The 17397-nt window shown below is 62.3% G+C and carries 17 protein-coding genes; 9 read left to right on the top strand and 8 right to left on the bottom strand.

The genetic code is table 11. The features are described from left to right. Window positions 1-65: 65 nt before the first annotated feature. The 3 genes from GB927_RS26065 (at window position 66) to GB927_RS26055 (ending at window position 3312) form a co-directional block, all read left to right on the top strand. On the top strand, window positions 66-2108 hold the full coding sequence (locus GB927_RS26065) for a tripartite tricarboxylate transporter permease (protein ID WP_256120146.1): 2043 nt from the start codon (window positions 66-68) through the stop codon (window positions 2106-2108). 87 nt (window positions 2109-2195) lie between these two features. Then, window positions 2196-2738: a carboxymuconolactone decarboxylase family protein gene (locus GB927_RS26060; protein ID WP_256120145.1), complete on the top strand. Its 543-nt coding sequence runs from the start codon at window positions 2196-2198 to the stop codon at window positions 2736-2738. A 1-nt stretch (window position 2739) separates the two neighbouring features. After that, the gene (locus GB927_RS26055; RefSeq protein WP_256120144.1) at window positions 2740-3312 is read left to right on the top strand and encodes a UbiX family flavin prenyltransferase; all 573 of its coding nucleotides are present in this window, start codon (window positions 2740-2742) and stop codon (window positions 3310-3312) included. Window positions 3313-3320: 8 nt separating this feature from the next. Here the strand turns inward: GB927_RS26055 and GB927_RS26050 are convergent, their stop codons facing one another. Continuing rightward, window positions 3321-3584: a TonB-dependent receptor domain-containing protein gene (locus GB927_RS26050; RefSeq protein WP_256120143.1), complete on the bottom strand. Its 264-nt coding sequence runs from the start codon at window positions 3582-3584 to the stop codon at window positions 3321-3323. 66 nt (window positions 3585-3650) lie between these two features. Further along, window positions 3651-4298 (bottom strand): TetR/AcrR family transcriptional regulator, encoded by a 648-nt coding sequence (locus tag GB927_RS26045; protein WP_256120142.1) that lies wholly within the window; start codon window positions 4296-4298, stop codon window positions 3651-3653. Between the two features lie 286 nt (window positions 4299-4584). Here GB927_RS26045 and GB927_RS26040 point away from each other — a divergent pair, with 286 nt between their 5' ends. The 5 genes from GB927_RS26040 to GB927_RS26020 all read left to right on the top strand — a co-directional run bounded on the left by GB927_RS26040 (window position 4585) and on the right by GB927_RS26020 (window position 10345). After that, window positions 4585-5148, top strand: a complete 564-nt coding sequence (locus GB927_RS26040; protein ID WP_256120141.1) for a TRAP transporter small permease — start codon at window positions 4585-4587, stop codon at window positions 5146-5148. A gap of 10 nt (window positions 5149-5158) precedes the next feature. After that, window positions 5159-6439 (top strand): TRAP transporter large permease, encoded by a 1281-nt coding sequence (locus tag GB927_RS26035; protein WP_256120140.1) that lies wholly within the window; start codon window positions 5159-5161, stop codon window positions 6437-6439. Between the two features lie 56 nt (window positions 6440-6495). Continuing rightward, window positions 6496-7512 carry a TRAP transporter substrate-binding protein gene (locus GB927_RS26030; RefSeq protein WP_256120139.1) on the top strand — a complete coding sequence of 339 codons (1017 nt, stop codon included), beginning with the start codon at window positions 6496-6498 and terminating at the stop codon, window positions 7510-7512. Between the two features lie 61 nt (window positions 7513-7573). Continuing rightward, the gene (locus tag GB927_RS26025; RefSeq protein ID WP_256120138.1) at window positions 7574-8434 is read left to right on the top strand and encodes a shikimate dehydrogenase; all 861 of its coding nucleotides are present in this window, start codon (window positions 7574-7576) and stop codon (window positions 8432-8434) included. A gap of 21 nt (window positions 8435-8455) precedes the next feature. After that, complete coding sequence (locus GB927_RS26020; RefSeq protein ID WP_256120137.1) at window positions 8456-10345, top strand: bifunctional sugar phosphate isomerase/epimerase/4-hydroxyphenylpyruvate dioxygenase family protein; 1890 nt, start codon at window positions 8456-8458, stop codon at window positions 10343-10345. Window positions 10346-10520: 175 nt separating this feature from the next. Here the strand turns inward: GB927_RS26020 and GB927_RS26015 are convergent, their stop codons facing one another. The 6 genes from GB927_RS26015 to GB927_RS25990 form a co-directional block, all read right to left on the bottom strand. Continuing rightward, window positions 10521-11447: a MaoC family dehydratase gene (locus GB927_RS26015; protein ID WP_256120136.1), complete on the bottom strand. Its 927-nt coding sequence runs from the start codon at window positions 11445-11447 to the stop codon at window positions 10521-10523. A 62-nt stretch (window positions 11448-11509) separates the two neighbouring features. Next, window positions 11510-12496, bottom strand: coding sequence for a TRAP transporter substrate-binding protein (locus GB927_RS26010; protein ID WP_256120135.1), 987 nt, complete (start codon window positions 12494-12496; stop codon window positions 11510-11512). 32 nt (window positions 12497-12528) lie between these two features. Then, window positions 12529-13803 carry a TRAP transporter large permease gene (locus tag GB927_RS26005; RefSeq protein WP_256120134.1) on the bottom strand — a complete coding sequence of 425 codons (1275 nt, stop codon included), beginning with the start codon at window positions 13801-13803 and terminating at the stop codon, window positions 12529-12531. Next, the gene (locus GB927_RS26000; RefSeq protein ID WP_256120133.1) at window positions 13800-14315 is read right to left on the bottom strand and encodes a TRAP transporter small permease; all 516 of its coding nucleotides are present in this window, start codon (window positions 14313-14315) and stop codon (window positions 13800-13802) included. The genes GB927_RS26005 and GB927_RS26000 overlap by 4 nt, the downstream gene beginning before the upstream one ends. Continuing rightward, window positions 14315-15061 carry an SDR family NAD(P)-dependent oxidoreductase gene (locus GB927_RS25995; RefSeq protein ID WP_256120132.1) on the bottom strand — a complete coding sequence of 249 codons (747 nt, stop codon included), beginning with the start codon at window positions 15059-15061 and terminating at the stop codon, window positions 14315-14317. Before GB927_RS25995 ends, GB927_RS26000 begins: the two co-directional genes overlap by 1 nt. Then, the gene (locus GB927_RS25990) at window positions 15045-16112 is read right to left on the bottom strand and encodes a Gfo/Idh/MocA family oxidoreductase (protein ID WP_256120131.1); all 1068 of its coding nucleotides are present in this window, start codon (window positions 16110-16112) and stop codon (window positions 15045-15047) included. The genes GB927_RS25995 and GB927_RS25990 overlap by 17 nt, the downstream gene beginning before the upstream one ends. Before the next feature lie 205 nt (window positions 16113-16317). Here GB927_RS25990 and GB927_RS25985 point away from each other — a divergent pair, with 205 nt between their 5' ends. Further along, complete coding sequence (locus GB927_RS25985; protein ID WP_256120130.1) at window positions 16318-17391, top strand: LacI family DNA-binding transcriptional regulator; 1074 nt, start codon at window positions 16318-16320, stop codon at window positions 17389-17391. The last annotated feature ends 6 nt before the right edge of the window (window positions 17392-17397 follow it).

Here is a 17397-nt window from a genome sequence, read left to right as displayed (position 1 = left end):
GAAATTGAGCGCCCCAAACTGTGGTGAGGATGGGCCTCACGTGCGAAATAGGAGGAGTTTCGGACATGGACGTTTCGCTCTTGGGGGTTGCTGGCTCAGCAATGCTCAGCGTGCTCGAGCCCTATCGCTTGATGATGCTGTCAGCCGGCGTGCTGATGGGTCTTGCATTGGGCATCATCCCCGGCATCGGTGGACTTCTAGGGTTGGCGCTGCTGCTTCCCTTCACGTTCACACTTGATCCCGTGACCGCCTTCGCTCTTCTTTTGGGTATGAAGTCGGTGACGGGCACCAGCGACACGATCCCGGCGATCCTGTTTGGCGTGCCCGGCGGGTCGTCAGCCCAGGCCACCGTGCTCGACGGCTACGCCATGGCGAAGAAAGGCGAAGCAGGCCGCGCCCTGGCCGCCGCCTATACCGCGTCCCTGATCGGAGGGTTGTTTGGTGCCGCCTTGCTGGCGGCGCTTATCCCGGTCATGCGTCCACTCGTCCTCCAGATCGGTAGCCCGGAACTGCTTGCGCTGTCGATCTTCGGTGTCTCCATGGTGGCGACGCTCTCAGGCAGTGCCCCGTTGCGCGGGCTGGCGCTCGCCAGCTTCGGCGTGATGCTCTCCATGATCGGCACCGATCCCCAGACCGGCACGTTGCGCTGGACGATGGGTCAACTCTATCTCTGGGAGGGCGTACCGCTGGTGCCGATCGCACTCGGCCTTTTTGCAGTTCCGGAACTCGCCGATCTTGCCATTCGCCGGGCGGCGATCGCCAGCCATTCCCGTTTCAACGTTCGCGAGGGCATGGGTGCCGGCGTGCGTGATGCGCTCACGAACTGGTGGCTGGTACTGCGTTGCGGGGGCATCGGAGCCGCCGTGGGCGCCATCCCCGGCCTCGGTGCTTCGGTCGTCGACTGGCTTGCTTATGGCCACGCCATGCAGACGGTAAAGGGTGCGCGCGAGACCTTCGGGAAAGGCGACGTGCGCGGGCTTATCGCGCCGGAAAGCGCCAACAACTCCATCACCGCCGGTTCGCTCATCCCCACCATCGCCTTCGGCGTCCCCGGCAGCGCCAGCATGGCGATCCTGCTCGGAGCATTCCTTATCCAGGGCCTGATCCCCGGGCCGGAAATGCTGACCACCAACATCGAAATCACTTTCTCGATGATCTGGTCGATCGCCATCGCCAACATCCTCGGCGCCGGTATCTGTTTTCTGTTTTCCGGCCAACTCGCCAAGCTGGCGACGCTTCGCTACACGCTCATCCTTCCCATCGTTCTCTGTGTGGTGTTCATGGGCGCCTATCAGGAAACCCGCGATTGGGGCGACATCTACGCGCTTCTCGTATTCTCCGTGCTCGGATGGACGATGAAGCGGTTGGGCTGGGCGCGCCCGCCCCTTATGCTGGGCTTCGTCCTTGGCGCGCTGATTGAACGTTACATGTCGATCTCGGTGGTGCGCTACGGTGCCGACTGGCTTCTGCGGCCGGCCGTCGTCGTCATTCTCACCGTCTCCGTCCTCGGCATGGTTCGTCCATTCCTGCGGGAAACCAAGCGCAGCGGCGGGCTCAAGAGGATGTTGCTGGAATTCCACCGGCCGACATTCAAGGTCGCCGACCTGTTCTACGTGCTTCTTATCATCGTGGTCGCCATCATGATGTTCCAAGCCTCGGGATGGCGGGCACCAGCGAACACCGCTCCCATCATCGTAGGTTGCGTCTTCATGATCACCGCCGGCGTCAGCCTCGTCTATCAGGTTCTGCGCCGGGGTGGGGTCAGCCTTCGGGAGGGCGAACAACGCGAATCCGCCGTTCACATGGATATCAGCGGCGATGAAGCGATCGACACCCGCACTTTCCTCGTGCGGTCCGGCATCTTCCTTGCCTGGTTTGGTTCCTTCATCGTCGGAGTATCGCTGATCGGTTTCCTCCCGAGCTCCTTTGTCTTCATCATCGCATATATGCGCGTGGAGGGACGCGAGCAGTGGTGGTTGAGCGTGACGCAGGCAACATGCTTCACCATCTTCATCCATGTCCTGGCCGATCGCATCATGCATATTCCGTGGCCGGCAACGGTGCTAGGCAAGCTCATTCCTGCCCTCACGATCATCCCCACCGTCTAATGTGAACAAAGGCGCGGCGGACTTACTGCCGCGTCCCAATCGAAAGGTTCGCGATTGCCCCGACTGCCTAGCCTCGACCCCGCAACCATGTCATCCGAACAGCGCAAGATCTGCGACGAAACACTCGCCGGGCCGCGCTCCAGCCTGCCCGCTCCTCTCAAGGCCTGGCTGTTCCGGCCCGAACTCGCCCGGCGCGGGCAGAGTCTTGGCGCCTATGCCCGTTACGGCACGTCGTTGCCGACGGAACTGTCCGAACTCGCGATCCTCGTCACCGCCCGCTACTGGATGAGCGAGTACGAATGGCATGCGCACAAGCGCGAAGCTCTACACGCCGGCATCACACCGGATATTATCGATGCCATCGAAACCGACGCCACGCCACGGTTCGCCGATGCGAAGAGTGCCTGTGTCTTTGCGTTGGTGAACGAGCTCTACGTGTCACGCAGCCTTTCCGCGGAAAGCTATGAACGTGGTATCGCAGAACTGGGGCAAGACGGCATGATAGACCTCGTGGCAATCGCGGGCTACTACAGCTTCGTCGCCATGACGCTCAACGTCTTCGACATTGGTGTTCCCGACGGCGTGGCGCGACCCTTCGCCGAGCTACGTAAGACAAACGGAGGTCCATGACATGCGCCGGCTCATCGTTGCGATAACCGGGGCCTCCGGCGTCATCTATGGCATTCGCGCACTGGAGATGCTCCGGGAGATCGAGGACATCGAATCCCATCTCATCCTGTCGCCCTCAGCCATCCGGACGATCGGAGAGGAGACGGACTACGAGATCGACGCGGTCCGCGCTCTCGCCGACACTGTGCACGCGTTCAAGGATATCGGCGCTTCGCTCTCATCAGGCTCTTACAAGACGGAAGGCATGCTGGTGGCGCCCTGCTCCATCAAGACATTGAGCGGCATTGCCAATAGCTATAACGACGAGCTGATCGTGCGCGCCGCCGACGTCTGCCTCAAGGAGCGCCGTCGCGTGGTGCTGCTGCTTCGCGAAACTCCGCTGCATGCCGGCCATATCCGCCTCATGGAACAGGCGACACTCAACGGTGCCATCATCATGCCGCCCGTACCCGCATTCTACCACCGTCCCAAAACCCTGGCCGACATCATCGACCAGACCGTCGGACGCGCGCTCGATCTCTTTGATATCGATACGCATAGGGTCAAGCGCTGGATGGAAACGAAAGAGGTTTGAAGAAGAGGTCAAACGAGTTGGAATAGGGGATCGGCCGGGTCCGTCGTCAGCGTGTTCTGTTGCGCAAGTTGGAACGCAGAGAGCGTGACGAGCGCGCCGATTTCGGCGCGCTGGCATTTGATGCCGATTTCGTATTGCTCGCCGGTGGTCGGTTTGGAGACGTTGTCGTTGAACTCCGCACCAGCTTGAGGGCTGAACGACTGCACGAAGCTGACACAAGACGCGATGCCGCTATCGAAGAGATAACTCGGACGGTCGAGCCTGTCACACAAGGAGGTGGCGTGTTCCTACCGGCGCGCGCCGGATATCCGAAGAAAAACGCGTTGTGGAAGGGCAAGTCAACTACGCTCACTTTTAAGGTAGTTTATAACCGCGTCGGCGATCATGCCCTTGTGCCGCACCATTATCTCGGGTTCTGAGAGATCCCGGCGGAAGATCGTGCCGAAGGTGTAGCGGTTGGAGACACGGAAGAAGCAGAAGGCACTGATCAACATATGCACGTCGATCGGGTCGGCCTGGCGCTTGAAGACGCCATCCGCGAGGCCGCGCTCAAGGATGCCGGCGATGGTCTCGATGACCGAGACGTTGAGGTCGCGGATCGCGTCCGAGCGCAGCATGTGCGCGGCATGGTGGATGTTCTCGATGCTGACAAGACGCACAAAATCGGGATTGGCCTCGTCATGTTCGAAGGTGCTGGCGATCAACGTGCGCAGCGCCTCTTCCGGCGCAAGGCTTGCGAGCTTCAGGTCCTCTTCGAGGGTTCTGATCTTGCGGTAGGCGCGTTCGAGGACGGAAAGATAGAGCCCCTCCTTTCCGCCGAAATAATAGTAGATCATCCGCTTTGATGTTCGCGTGCGCTCGGCGATGGCATCCACGCGTCCGCCAGCGAGACCGTGAGTCGAGAATTCCTCGGTCGCGACAGCAAGGATGTCTTCTTTCGTCCGCTCCGGATCGTTCTTTCGGTTCGTTTCAGCTCGCGCCACCATTCCTCGTCACTTCTCTCCGGCGATCGTCCTGATTTTCATCAAGAAAAGCGCCCTGAAGCGGACGCGCTAACGGCCTCCGCTTTCTATCGCTCGGGGAAGTCATATTGAGATTGAAGGGGTCTTTCAAGAGAGGGCACTTGACATACGTACTAGTTCGTACATTTTGTACTGGACATTCACGGCGAGGAGGAAGCTGTCAAGGCGCGGTGCCCCTAACGCGTCCCGCCGGACCGCGCTAGGTAGGAACAGGGCCGTGCAAGCGGCAATTGGCTTTGGGAGGAGCACAATGGTTCGCATCATCGATTTCTGCTTCTGGGGACTGAAGGCTGTGATCGCCGCGCTGCTCGCCGGCATGGTCGTGCTGGTCTTCGGCAATGTGGTCCTGCGCTATGCCTTCAACACCGGCATCACCTATTCGGAAGAGCTGTCGCGCCTCTTTTTCGTCTGGCTGACTTTCCTCGGCGCGGTCGTCGCCATACGTGAACATGGCCATCTCGGCGTTGATTCCCTGTTGCGCCGCCTGCCGCCGGGAGGCGCGAAGATCGCCGTTCTGGCCGGCCAGGCGCTAATGCTCTGGGCCATCTGGCTGATGATCAGCGGAAGCTGGACGCAGACTCTGATCAACCTTCACGTCTCGGCCCCGGCGACCGGCATTTCCATGGGCGTCTTCTACGGCGCGGGCCTTGCCTTTGGCATCCCGGCTTTGCTGCTCGTCCTCTCCGACATGATCGGTGTCCTCACCGGCCGCATCGACGTCACCACGGCCGAATTCGTCAAGGACAGCGAGGACGAGTTGGCGCCGGATCACCAGCCCACTGCCCCGCTCACCGCCCCTTCCATCAAACAGTGAGGCCGCGCCGATGACCGTCTCGATCTTTCTCGGCGCCCTTCTCGTGCCCATGGCGCTCGGCGTGCCGATCGCCTTCGCCCTCATCCTCAGCGGCGTTGCCCTGATGATGTATCTCGGTCTCTTCGATGCGCAGATCGTGGCGCAGAACGTGCTCAACGGCGCCGACAGCTTTCCGCTGATGGCCGTGCCCTTCTTCCTGCTGGCCGGGGAAGTGATGAACACCGGCGGCCTTTCGCGGCGTATCGTCAACCTTGCCATGGCGATGGTCGGGCATATCCGCGGCGGGCTCGGCTTCGTGGCCATCTTCGCGGCCTGCATCCTGTCCAGCCTTTCGGGCTCGGCGGTCGCCGATGCCGCTGCGCTCGGCGCCCTGCTCTATCCGATGATGCTGAAATCCGGCCACGATCCGGCAAGGACGGGTGGGCTGCTCGCATCCGCCTCGGTCATCGGGCCGATCATCCCCCCGTCTATCGGCTTCATCCTCTACGGCGTCGTCGGCGGGGTCTCGATCATGAAACTCTTCCTTGCCGGCATCTTTCCCGGCCTGATGATCGCCGGCGCGCTCTGCCTCACCTGGCTGCTCGTTGCCCGCAAGGAGCAATTCGCGCTGCCGCCGCGCCAGAGCGGCGGCGCCCGCCTGAAGGCCTTCACCGACAGTATCTGGGCGCTGATGCTACCTGTCATCATCATCGTCGGCCTGAAATTCGGCGTCTTCACGCCGACGGAGGCGGGCGTGGTCGCGGCGGTCTATTCGCTGTTCGTGGCGATGGTCGTCTATCGCGAACTGCCGCCGGCCAAACTCTTCGGCGTCTTCGTCGCGGCGGCGAAGATCACGGCGGTCGTCATGTTCCTCGTCGCCTGCGCCGCCGTCTCGGCCTGGCTCGTCACCGTCGCCGACGTTCCCGGCGAACTCGCCTCGCTCGTCCGGCCGCTGATGGACAACCAGACGCTGCTGCTGCTCGCCATCATGGCCCTGGTCGTGGTGGTGGGCACCGCCATGGACATGACGCCGACTATCCTGATCATGACGCCGGTGCTGATGCCGATCATCCGGGAGGCGGGCATCGATCCGGTCTATTTCGGCGTGCTTTTCATCATCAACAATTCCATCGGCTTGATCACGCCCCCCGTCGGTACCGTGCTCAACGTCATCTGCGGCGTCTCCAAGCTCAGCATGGAGCAATTGATGAAGGGGGTCATGCCCTTCCTCATCGCCGAAATCATCGTGCTTCTGCTGCTCGTGCTGTTCCCACAGCTCGTCACGGTTCCCGTGGCGCTGATGGGACACTGAGCCGCGGAAACTCAACCGGCCGAGTGCAAAGGCACGGCCAAACCTGGGAGGAAACCATGTTCGATACACTGAAGAAACTGGCGCTCGGAACGATCGTGCCGCTCGCCCTGCTTGTCGCCTTGCCGGCCTCGGCGGAAATCCGCGAACATCAGCTCAAATTCGCTGCCGCCAACAACAAGGGTCATCCGCAGGTGACCGGCATGGAAAAGTTCGCCGAACTCATGAAGGAGAAGAGCGGCGGAAAGATCGAGGTAAAGCTGTTTCCGGGCGGCGTTCTCGGCGGCGACGTGCAGACCGTTTCGGCGCTGCAGGGCGGCGTCATCGAGATGACCGTGCTGAATGCCGGTATCCTCGCCGGCAACGTCAAGCAATTCGGCGCGGTCGACCTGCCCTTCCTTTTCAACAGCGGCGAGGAAGCCGACAAGGTGATGGACGGCACCTTCGGCACGAGCCTCATGGAGCTTCTGCCCGAAACTGGCCTCGTCGGCCTCGGCTATTGGGAACTCGGCTTCCGGAACCTCACCAACAACCGCCATCCGGTGACTAAGCTTGAGGACATCAAGGGGCTGAAGATCCGCACGATCCAGTCGCCGATCCCGATCGAGCTGTTCAACAGCCTCGGCGCCAATGCCGTGCCGCTGCCCTATACCGAACTCTACACCGCGCTCGAAACCGGCACCGTCGACGGCCAGGAGAACCCCTCCGCCAACATCCTCAATGCAAAATTCTTCGAAGTGCAGAAATACATGACCGTGACCCGCCACCAGTACAACCCGCAGATCGTGCTGATCAGCAAGAAGGTCTGGGACGGCCTCAACGACGAGGAGAAGGCGCTCTTCCAGTCCACCGCGGCGGAAGCCCGCGACTACCAGCGCACGGTCTCGCGCGAGGTGGACGCCAAGGCGCTCGCGGACATCAAGGCGACCGGCATGGAGGTGAGCGAGCTTTCGCCCGAGGAAACCCAGAAGCTGCGCGACGCCGTCAAGCCGCTGATCGAAAAATTCGGCGCCGAAATCGGCCCGGATACGGTCGCCGCCCTCTTCAAGGAACTCGAAACGATCCGCGGCCAGTAAACCCGCCGGAACCGGCCCGCCGGACGGGCGGGCCGGACCACACCCCAATGGATTGCAAGAGATGATCGACACGCTCATCAAACCGATGAAAGCCGGCCTGATCGGTGCTGGTATCCAGGCATCGTTGACCCCGGCCATGCATATGCGCGAGGGCGAGGCTCAGGGTTTTTCCTACGACTATGCGCTGATCGACCTCAACCAGATCGGCGCCACGCCTGAAGACCTGCCGCGCCTGATCGGCGAGGCGGAGGCGCGCGGGCTTGCCGGGCTCAACATCACCCATCCCTGCAAGCAAAGCGTCATTCCCCATCTCGATGAGCTATCGCCGCAGGCGCGCGATCTCGGCGCGGTCAACACGGTCGTGCTGCGCGACGGCAAGCGCTTCGGCCACAATACCGACTGGTGGGGTTTTGCCGAAAGTTTTCGCAGGGGCCTGCCGCAGGCCGAGCTATCCGCGGCGTTGCAACTCGGCGCTGGCGGAGCGGGCGCGGCGACCGCCTATGCTCTGCTATCGCTGGGACTGGAAAGGCTTCTGGTTTTCGACCGGGAGCCGGAACGCGCCGCAACCCTGGCAGACAGCATGGCCGCGCTTTTTCCCGCAGCCCATGTCGAGGCGGCCGAGAATCTAGTCGCGGCCATGCGGGCCGCCACGGGACTCGTCCACGCGACACCAACCGGCATGGCGAAATATCCCGGCCTGCCGCTGCCGGCCAATCTGCTCGCGCCGCGCCACTGGGTCGCTGAGGTGGTCTATTTCCCGCTCGAAACCGCGCTGCTGCACGAAGCGAAACGCCACGGCTGCCGCACGCTCGACGGCGGGGGCATGGCGGTGTTCCAGGCGGTCGGCGCGTTCCGGCTGTTCACCGGCCGCGAACCCGATGCCAACCGCATGCTCGCCCATTTCAACATGCTCGCCCGCTGAGAAGCGCCGGAGGACATCGCCATGAAGACCTCGATCGCCACCGTCTCGCTCAGCGGCGACCTCAGCGAAAAGCTCGGCGCCATCGCCAAGGCCGGCTTCGACGGCGTCGAGATTTTCGAGAACGATTTTCTCGTCTTCGACGAAAGCCCGCGCCAGCTCGGCCGCATCGTGCGTGATTTCGGCCTGGAGATCACGCTGTTCCAGCCCTTCCGCGATTTCGAAGGGATGCCAGAGCCGCTGCGCAGCCGCACCTTCGACCGCGCCGAGCGCAAGTTCGACCTCATGCAGGATATGGGCACCGATCTCGTGCTGGTCTGCTCGAACGTCTCCAGCGCCGCCCTCGGCGGGCTCGACCGCGCCGCCGCCGACTTCCACGAACTCGGCGAACGCGCGGCAAAACGCGGCCTTCGGGTCGGCTATGAGGCGCTCGCCTGGGGCCGGCACATCAACGATCACCGCGACGCGTGGGAAATCGTGCGCCGGGCCGACCACCCCAATATCGGCCTGATCCTCGACAGCTTTCACACTTTGGCGCGCAAAATCGACGTCAACTCGATCCGCTCGATCCCGAAGGAAAAGATCTTCATCATCCAGCTTGCCGATGCGCCGAAGATCGACATGGACCTGCTCTACTGGAGCCGCCACTTCCGCAACATGCCGGGCGAAGGGGACTTGCCGGTCGAGACCTTCATGGCCGCCGTGGCCGAGACCGGCTATGACGGCTACCTCTCGCTCGAAATCTTCAACGACCAGTTCCGCGGCGGCTCGCCGGGCGCGATTGCCGTCGACGGTTACCGTTCCCTCGTCTATCTCGGCGACCGCATCCGCCGCGCCAACCCCAGCCTCTCCCTCGACGTGCCGGCCATGCCGGCGCGCAGCCGCGTGGAGGGGGTCGCATTCGTCGAGTTCACGGTAGACGAGGCAGAGGCACCCGATCTCGAAGCCATGATCGCCACCCTCGGCTTCCGCCGGGAGGCCCGCCACAAATCGAAGAACGTCACCGTGTTCCGGCAGGGCGATATCCGCATCGTCGTCAATGCCGACGAGCGCGGCTTTGCCGGCTCCTCCTATCTCGTGCACGGCACCTCCGCCTATGCGATGGGCCTTCTCGTCGAGGATGGGAGGGCCGCGCAGGCGCGCGCCGTCGCGCTCGGCGCCGAGGCCTTCGGAGAACCGCTCGATCCCGGCGAGATCGAAATGCCGGCGGTGCGCGGCGTGGGCGGCGGCGTGCTCTATTTCCTCGACCGGACGAGCGAACTCGCCCGCATCTGGGACATCGAGTTCGATCCCGTGGAGGAAGATCCGGGAATGCGGGACGCCGGCCTCGGGCGCGTCGATCACGTCGCCCAGACCATGCCTTATGACGAGCTTTTGACCTGGCTGCTGTTCTACACCGCGATCTTCGAGGCAGAGAAGACGCCGATGGTCGACATCGTCGACCCGTCGGGCCTGGTGCGCAGCCAGGTGGTTGAGAACGGCGAAGGATCGCTGCGCATCACCATGAACGGCGCGGAAAACCGCAACACGGTGGCCGGCCGCTTCATCAGCGAAACCTTCGGCTCCGGCATCCAGCATCTCGCCTTCACCACCGACAACATTTTTGCGACGGCCGACGCGCTCGCCGCAAACGGTTTCGTCGCTCTGGACATCTCGCAGAACTACTACGACGACCTTGAAGCGCGCTTCGGCCTCGACCCCGCCCTCACCGAACGGCTGCAGGCCCGCAACATCCTCTACGACCGTGACGAGCATGGCGAATATTTCCAGCTCTACAGCCCCACCTACGGCGAGGGTCTCTTCTTCGAGATCGTCGAGCGGCGCGGCTATCGCGGCTATGGCGCGGCAAACGCGATCTTCCGCATCGCCGCCCTGCGCCGTCATCTCCGGCCACTGGGAATGCCGCGTTCCTGACACGCAATTTCCTGACGGAAAATCGGACAACCAATTTTTCGAAGGAACGTTGTGCTTGGGGAACGCATGTATGCGGCCTTCGCTTGGCGAGGGCTTTTGGTGTCAGCGCGAGCCGGTGGGGTTGAGGCCGCCAACTAGACTCCGAACGTCCATTAATTGACGTCGCATGAAATGATCACAGTACCGCCGCGCCAAACCCGACCGCGGTCGTTTGGCTGTCCTGATTAATCAGCCAATATTCAATCTCAACGCTGGTCCCACCATCTAACGGTTCCCTACTCGTCACGATGCCCTCGATCGTGATCACGTCTTTCGGATAGATCGGCATGAGGTAGGTCGAGAAATGCCGGCCGGTGGAAAGAAAGCTTTCGCCGAAGAGACCTGCGAGATATTGCGACGCCCAGCAGGATTCCATCATGCCCTGGGCGATGCATTCACGCAGGCCCGCCTTCTTTGCGATCTCCAGATTGGTGTGGATGCCCTGCTTGTGGAATTCGGCACCGGTGAAGACGGACATCTGGGCCTGGCGCACCTGTTTCATCATCGGCCGCAGCGCCGTGCCAACCGGCGTTTCCGCGGTGACACGTCCTGCCCGCTCGGCCGGTAGCGCACGCGGGCTGACCCGCCGCTCCGGCTCGGCCGAGCCCGTGCCGACCTTGACGCCTTCAGGCATGCGCATGACTTCCGTCGATCGTTGCAGGATGACGATGTCGCCCTCTTCGTCCCGCGCGATGCTTTCCAGCACCGTATAACCCTTCCCGCGCTTCATGTATTTGTCGACATAGGTACCGGTGAGCGTCAGCTTTGCACCAACCGGCACGGGCTTGTAGTGGATGACCTCTTCCTTCTGGTGCAGGCCCACCACCTTGTCGCGGTCGTAGACCGTCAGGAAGATCTGCATGAGATCCGACACGATCATGTGGGGCGGTACCGCGCCGACCGGCTGGACCATGCCGTCGACGATCCGCATGCCGCTGTAATCGTCGAGGGCATAGGCGTAGCTGCGCAGGAAAAAGTCGTCGAGCACGAGGTCGACCGGTCCGAAGGTCTCGCCGATATAGACGTTTTCGTAGGTCGGGTCCTTGAAGGTCGGGGGCGTCATCGTCAATCGAATCCTTGTCGAGATGGGAGCCCGCCACCCTGCGGCAGCGGGCAGAATGCGGGTTACTGAACGCTGCGGACCTTGGCGAGAAGCGCGACGGCCTTGTCGCCGAGGCTGGCGGCGAACTCGTCCTGGAAGGTGGCAAGACGGGCTGCGAACTTGTCGAGACCCTGGGTCTCGATGATGGTCACGCCGGCCTTCTTCATCTCGTCGAGCGCCTTGTCATTGAAGTCGTTAACGAGGCTTGCCTGATAGGCCTGCGCCTCGGCAGCCGCGTTTACCAACACGTCCTGCTGTTCCTTGGGGAGCGCATCGAACTTCGCCGAATTCACCGGGATGAAGCGGAAGTGCCAGATGTGCTTGGTTAGGCTCACGCTCTTCGTCGTCTCGTACCATTTGGTGGTCGAGAGCGTCGCCGGCTCGCCTTCCGTCGCATCCGCAACACCCGTCTCAATGGCGGAATAGACTTCCGGGAACGGGATCGGCGTCGGAACCGCATTCAGTGCCTTGGCAAAGCCGATATAAAGAGGCGATTCCGGCACGCGGATCCGCAGCCCGTCCATGTCCTCGATCGTGTTGATTGCCTTCTTGCTGGCGATCGACCGGGGGCCGAGGTAGAGGAAACCGAGATTGCGCACGCCCTGTGCCTGGAAGGCTTCCTGCACGTCTGGCGCAATTACCGCGGCAACGCGCTGCATGTGGTCGAGGTCCTTATAAAGATAAGGAAGCTCCAGGACCTGCAATTCCGGGAAGAAGCGGCCGATGCCCGACATGCCGCTCGGCGCGATGTCGACCGAGCCGGAAACGACGCTTTCCGCCAGTTCGCGCTCATTGCCGAGCGTGGCGTCGCCATAGACCTCGATCTTCACCTCGCCATTGGTGCGCTCGGCGACCAGCTCGGCAAAGCGCTTGTCGGCCAGCGTGTTGCTGTGGTCGGCCGCATAGATGTCGCCAAGCGTCAGCGTTGTTTCGGCCTGGGCCAGCGCGGTGCTGGCGGCGAGTGCGAGTGCGGTCAGCGCACCCATCAAGAAACGTTTTTCTACGAACATGCTCTACTCCTCCGTTGAGCCTTGATGCACCGTCACATGAAGGACGGCAGATAGGTTGTGAAGAACGGGACGAATGCGATCAGCAGGTTGACCAGCAGCAGCGGGATCAGGAACACCCAGACCAGCACGAGGATGCGCGACAGCGGTATGCGCGCGATGCTGACCCCGATGAACAGCAGCGTGCCGACCGGCGGCATGACCGCGCCCATCATGATGGCAAGCACCATGACGACGCCGAACTGCACCGGATCGAAGCCCATCTGCACGCCGATGGCCGCAAGCGTGGGCACGAACAGCACGGCGGTCGATACTTCGTCCATCAGGCCGCCGATCAGCGTCAGCACGATGATAAGGATGGTGACGACGAGCAGCGGTTCTGTGGTGATCGAGAACAGCACCGAGGTGATCTGCTGCTCGAAGCGGCCAAGGGCCAGAATGGTGCCGAAGACCGCTGAAAAGCCGACGATCATCATGATGTTGGCGGAGGAGAGGGCCGCCGACATGGTGAGTTCGCGCAGGTTCTTGAGGTTCAGCGAGCGTTCGATGACGAAGCCGTAGAACAGCGCATAGACCACCGCGACTATGCCGGCTTCCGTCGGCGTGAAGATGCCGAACCGGATGCCGCCGATGATGACGAAGGGCATGACCAATGCAAAACCCGCCTTCATAGCGGATTCCTTCAAGCGTTGACCGGAGAATTTTACCGTCTCCACCTTGAACGACGTGAAGCGTGTCAGGATAAAGGCGAGGATGAGCAGCGAAAAGCCGACAAGCAGGCCCGGGATGATACCAGCGAGGAACAGCCGTCCGATCGAAACGCCGGACATCGAGCCGTAGATGATCAGGAAGATCGACGGCGGGATAAGCGGCGCCATCATTGCCGAGAATGCCACCATCAACGCCGCGAACTCCGGCTTGTAGCCCTGCTCCTTCATGGCCGGGATCAGGATCGAGCCGGTGGCAGCGCAGTCGGCCGACGCAGAGCCCGAAACGCCCGCCATCATGACATTGGAAATAACCGTGACATAGGCAAGGCCTGCCCGAAAATGCCCGACGAGGGCGATCGCCAAATCGACGATGCGTTGCGTGAGGCCTGAGCGCGACATGACCTCGCCGGCCAGCACGAAGAACGGGATCGCCATCAGCGTGAAAGAATCCATGCCGCCGAAGGTTTTTGTGATCAGCAGGCGTTCCTGCACGATGGGATAGTTGAGTACGACGACGAGCGCCGCAAGACCGGTGGAGAAGGCCACCGGCAGGCCGAGCAGCAGAAAGAGGAAGAAGCAGCCGAAGAGTGTGAGCGTCATCGGCCTGCCTCCTGTGCACCGTTACGCACGTCGCGCAACATGCGTGCGATCGTAGCAAATATGATGAGGGCCGCGCCGACGGGAATGGCGAGATAGATCCAGAAGAGCGACAGCGACAGCGCCGACGACAATTGCGGCGCATTCACGCGCGCCATCAGCCAGCCGTAGTAGACGAAGGTCCCCATCAGCACGATGACGGCAAGATCGAGAAGGATCGCGATGACGCGCTGTATGGGCTTCGGCAGCATGTTGGTGAACAGGTCGACCGTGAACATGGCGCGCCGCCAGACGAGGATCGGCGCGGCCAGCCAGAACAGCCAGATGAAGGCATAGCGGATGACCTCTTCCGACCAGAACAGCGCGTAGTGCCCGTTGAAGACATAACGCAGGCAGACGGACGCAAAGCCTATTGCGATGATGGCGAGCATCAACGGAACGATGACGGCTTCCCCGATACGCTCGAGCAGCGTCGGATTTTCTGGGGCTTCGACGATTTCGGATTGTTCTTGCATCAGGCTGCCAGTGCTCCCCCGTCGACCTTGATAACGGCGCCGGTTATATAGTCCGAGAGCGCGCTGGCAAGGAAAGCGATGGCGCCGCCGACTTCTTCTGGATTTCCCGCACGCCCCATCGGAACGCGGTTTTCTACCTTCGCCAGCCATTCCTTGTTGTGGAAGAGCGGCTCGGTGAGTTCGGTGCGGAACCAGCCCGGCTCGATGGCATTCACCCGGATGCCGGCCTTGGCCCATTCGACGGCGAGGCCCTGCGTGATCTGCTTGACGCCGCCCTTCGAAGACCCGTAGGCGACGATGGCCGGCATGCCGATCTCGCTTGCCATCGAGGCGATGTTGATGATCTTGCCATAACCATTGGTGCGCATGACGCGGCCGGCCGCCTGCGACATGAAGAACAGGCCGCGCGTGTTGATCGCATGTACCCTGTCCCAGTCCTCGACGCCATAGTCGAACGAATCGCCGCGGATGTTAAGGCCGGCGGCGTTGACGAGGATGTCCAGCTTGCCGTGTTCGGCGACAATACGCTCGACGAGCGCGCGTGTTTCCGTTGCATCGCTGACATCGCAGGTCATCGCCTGCGCTCCCGCCTCGGTCGCAGCCTTTTCGAGCACATCCTGACGCCGGCCGGCGATGATGACGGTTGCACCTGCCGCCACCAATGCATCCGCACCGGCCCGCCCAAGCCCCGTTCCGCCACCCGTGACGAGTGCGATACGGCCTTTCAGATCAATGGACAGCGACATGTTGAAACTCACCTGCATTTTGAAGATTGATACGGCGGCCATCGCTTTCGACGACCGCATGGGCAAGAGCCAGCGCCGCGATGCCATCCTCGATGGACGGGGTGACCGCGCTGCCCGCCGCAAGACCGGCCGCGAGATTGCGCATCTCGCCGACATAACCCATGTGGACGAGCGACGCGTTCTCGCCGGAAATGTTCGTCATGTTCGGTTCCCAGATCAAGCGCTCGCGCTCCGGCGAGAAGGCGCGGCCGGGCACCATGGGTTCGGCATCCCGTGTATAGGTGACGCGCGTGACGTTTTCGACTGTGACGCTGGCGCCCTTCGAGCCGGTGATCTGCACGCGCTCGTTCGGCACGCCACGGCTTTCGTAATTCGATATTTCAAGCAGCCCGGCCGCCCCGCTGGCATAACCGAGCAGCACCGCGAAACCGAACCGCTCATCGGATGCCTGTGTCTTGACGGCCGAGACCCAATCGACCGGGCCGCCGAAGAAGCGCATCAGATCGAGAAAGTGCACGCTGTGATCGAGCACGAAGGAGAACGGCGTCAAGGTCTTCGACCAGGCCGGCGTCCAGACGCCGGAGGTGATGCGCGCGCTCACCATCTGTACCGCGCCGAAATCCGCCGTATCGGAAATGTCCTTCGCCATGCGGTAGCCGGTCGCGAAGCGCTTCATGAAGCCGACGATGAGTTGCCGGCCGGCCTTTCTTGCGGCCAGCGCCATCGCCTCGCCCTCGGCAAGCGTGATCGCCGGCGGCTTCTCGACGAAAACATGAACGCCGTGGGCAAAGGCTTGCACGGCGAGTGTGGGATAGATCGTCGGGCCGACAGCCATGACGACAGCATCCACCGTTTCCGCGGCCAGCATAGCGGACATGTCGGCGTAGCAGGCGCCGGCGCCGGCAGCCCGCATCGTCGCTTCAGCGCGCGCCGCATCCGGGTCGCAGACTGCCACGATGTCGATATCAGCCATGCGCATCGCTGGAAGCAGCGCGGCATTGGCAAACGCCCCGCATCCTACTAGCGCCGTTCGCAGACGGTCCTGCTGCATCCTGAAACTCCTCCACCGGAAAGAGGCCTCCACGCCTCAGAAAACGTTTTTCGAGAAACGGTTTTCGTCGTTTTGATTAGCCCCCTGCCCGCGACCTGTCAATGTTAGTATTTGACTATTTCCGCCGACGATTCTCAGCTAATGTCGCTTGGCGCCGTGAAAATAGCGCCACGATAAAATCGGTTCTGCAACTGGAGTTTGAAGCGTGCCCGACAATGGCCGGATTACAATCAGGGATGTGGCTGCGGCGACCGGACATGCGGTTTCGACGGTCTCGAATGCGTTGGCCGGCAAGCGGCACGTTAACGAGGAAACCCGCCGCCAGGTGAAGGAAGCCGCTGAACGGCTGGGTTATCGACCCTCCGCCGTGGCGCGCTCGCTGCGCATGAAGCTGAGTTCAACCATCGGCGTGCTGGTGCCCGATGTCAGCAATCCCGCCATCCCGGAATTTATCCGCGGCATCGACGACATCGCCGTGCGCGAGGGCTGTACAATCCTGCTCTGCAACACCGACGAGCTCGTCGAGCGCCAGGTCAGCCAGATGCAGACGCTGCTGGATCGCCAGGTGGACGGCATGATCCTGATCTCCCAGCACTGCGACACGCCGGAGGTGCGCAAGCTGCTCGACGGCAAGACGCCCTTCGTGCTCATCCAGCGCCGTTCTTCACGTTTTCGCGACGACTACGTTGGCTCTGACAATCTTCAGGGCATGCGCGACAGCGTGACCTACCTGCACGGGCTCGGCCACCGCCGGATCGGCCTCGTGACCGGCCCAGGAACCTCCAGCACGGCGCAGGAACGTTTCGAAGCCTTCGAGGCGACCATCGCTGACCTCGGCTGCGACGAGGACCCCGACCTGATCTATCGCGGCGACTACACCGTCGAGGCCGGCTATGACGCCATGCACTACTTCGCCACACTCTCGAAGCGGCCAACGGCGGTGATCGCCAGCAACGATGTCTGCGCGCTCGGTGTGCAGGATGCGGCAAGCGAACTCGGCCTGTCCATTCCGCAAGACTTGTCGCTGCTCGGCTGCGACGATATCGATCTAGCACGGCTGCGCCGCATCAATCTCAGCACGCTTCACCTGCCCAAGCGCGAAATGGGCGCTGCCGCCGCGGAACTGCTGATGCGCCGCATCCACTCCAAGCGCCCGCCGACGCCGCGCGAAATCATCATACCGACGGAGCTGGTCCTGCGCGAATCATGCGCGGCCCCTGCCGATGGCGGGAACGCAAAAAGGCCGGCAGAACGCCGGCCTCTCGTCTCTCCAGGCTGAGGCTGG

The sequence above is a fragment of the Shinella lacus genome (genome assembly GCF_010994755.1).
Taxonomy (GTDB): domain Bacteria; phylum Pseudomonadota; class Alphaproteobacteria; order Rhizobiales; family Rhizobiaceae; genus Shinella; species Shinella lacus.
Note: the sequence above shows the minus strand (reverse complement) of the source record. Positions and strands in the feature narration are given on the sequence as shown.

Coding starts and splice junctions, on each gene's coding strand:
- GB927_RS26065 (WP_256120146.1), top strand. CDS start 66: ATGGACGTTTCGCTCTTGGGGGTTGCTGGCTCAGCAATGCTCAGCGTG.
- GB927_RS26060 (WP_256120145.1), top strand. CDS start 2,196: ATGTCATCCGAACAGCGCAAGATCTGCGACGAAACACTCGCCGGGCCG.
- GB927_RS26055 (WP_256120144.1), top strand. CDS start 2,740: ATGCGCCGGCTCATCGTTGCGATAACCGGGGCCTCCGGCGTCATCTAT.
- GB927_RS26045 (WP_256120142.1), bottom strand. CDS start 4,298: ATGGTGGCGCGAGCTGAAACGAACCGAAAGAACGATCCGGAGCGGACG.
- GB927_RS26040 (WP_256120141.1), top strand. CDS start 4,585: ATGGTTCGCATCATCGATTTCTGCTTCTGGGGACTGAAGGCTGTGATC.
- GB927_RS26035 (WP_256120140.1), top strand. CDS start 5,159: ATGACCGTCTCGATCTTTCTCGGCGCCCTTCTCGTGCCCATGGCGCTC.
- GB927_RS26030 (WP_256120139.1), top strand. CDS start 6,496: ATGTTCGATACACTGAAGAAACTGGCGCTCGGAACGATCGTGCCGCTC.
- GB927_RS26025 (WP_256120138.1), top strand. CDS start 7,574: ATGATCGACACGCTCATCAAACCGATGAAAGCCGGCCTGATCGGTGCT.
- GB927_RS26020 (WP_256120137.1), top strand. CDS start 8,456: ATGAAGACCTCGATCGCCACCGTCTCGCTCAGCGGCGACCTCAGCGAA.
- GB927_RS26015 (WP_256120136.1), bottom strand. CDS start 11,447: ATGACGCCCCCGACCTTCAAGGACCCGACCTACGAAAACGTCTATATC.
- GB927_RS26010 (WP_256120135.1), bottom strand. CDS start 12,496: ATGTTCGTAGAAAAACGTTTCTTGATGGGTGCGCTGACCGCACTCGCA.
- GB927_RS26005 (WP_256120134.1), bottom strand. CDS start 13,803: ATGACGCTCACACTCTTCGGCTGCTTCTTCCTCTTTCTGCTGCTCGGC.
- GB927_RS26000 (WP_256120133.1), bottom strand. CDS start 14,315: ATGCAAGAACAATCCGAAATCGTCGAAGCCCCAGAAAATCCGACGCTG.
- GB927_RS25995 (WP_256120132.1), bottom strand. CDS start 15,061: ATGTCGCTGTCCATTGATCTGAAAGGCCGTATCGCACTCGTCACGGGT.
- GB927_RS25990 (WP_256120131.1), bottom strand. CDS start 16,112: ATGCAGCAGGACCGTCTGCGAACGGCGCTAGTAGGATGCGGGGCGTTT.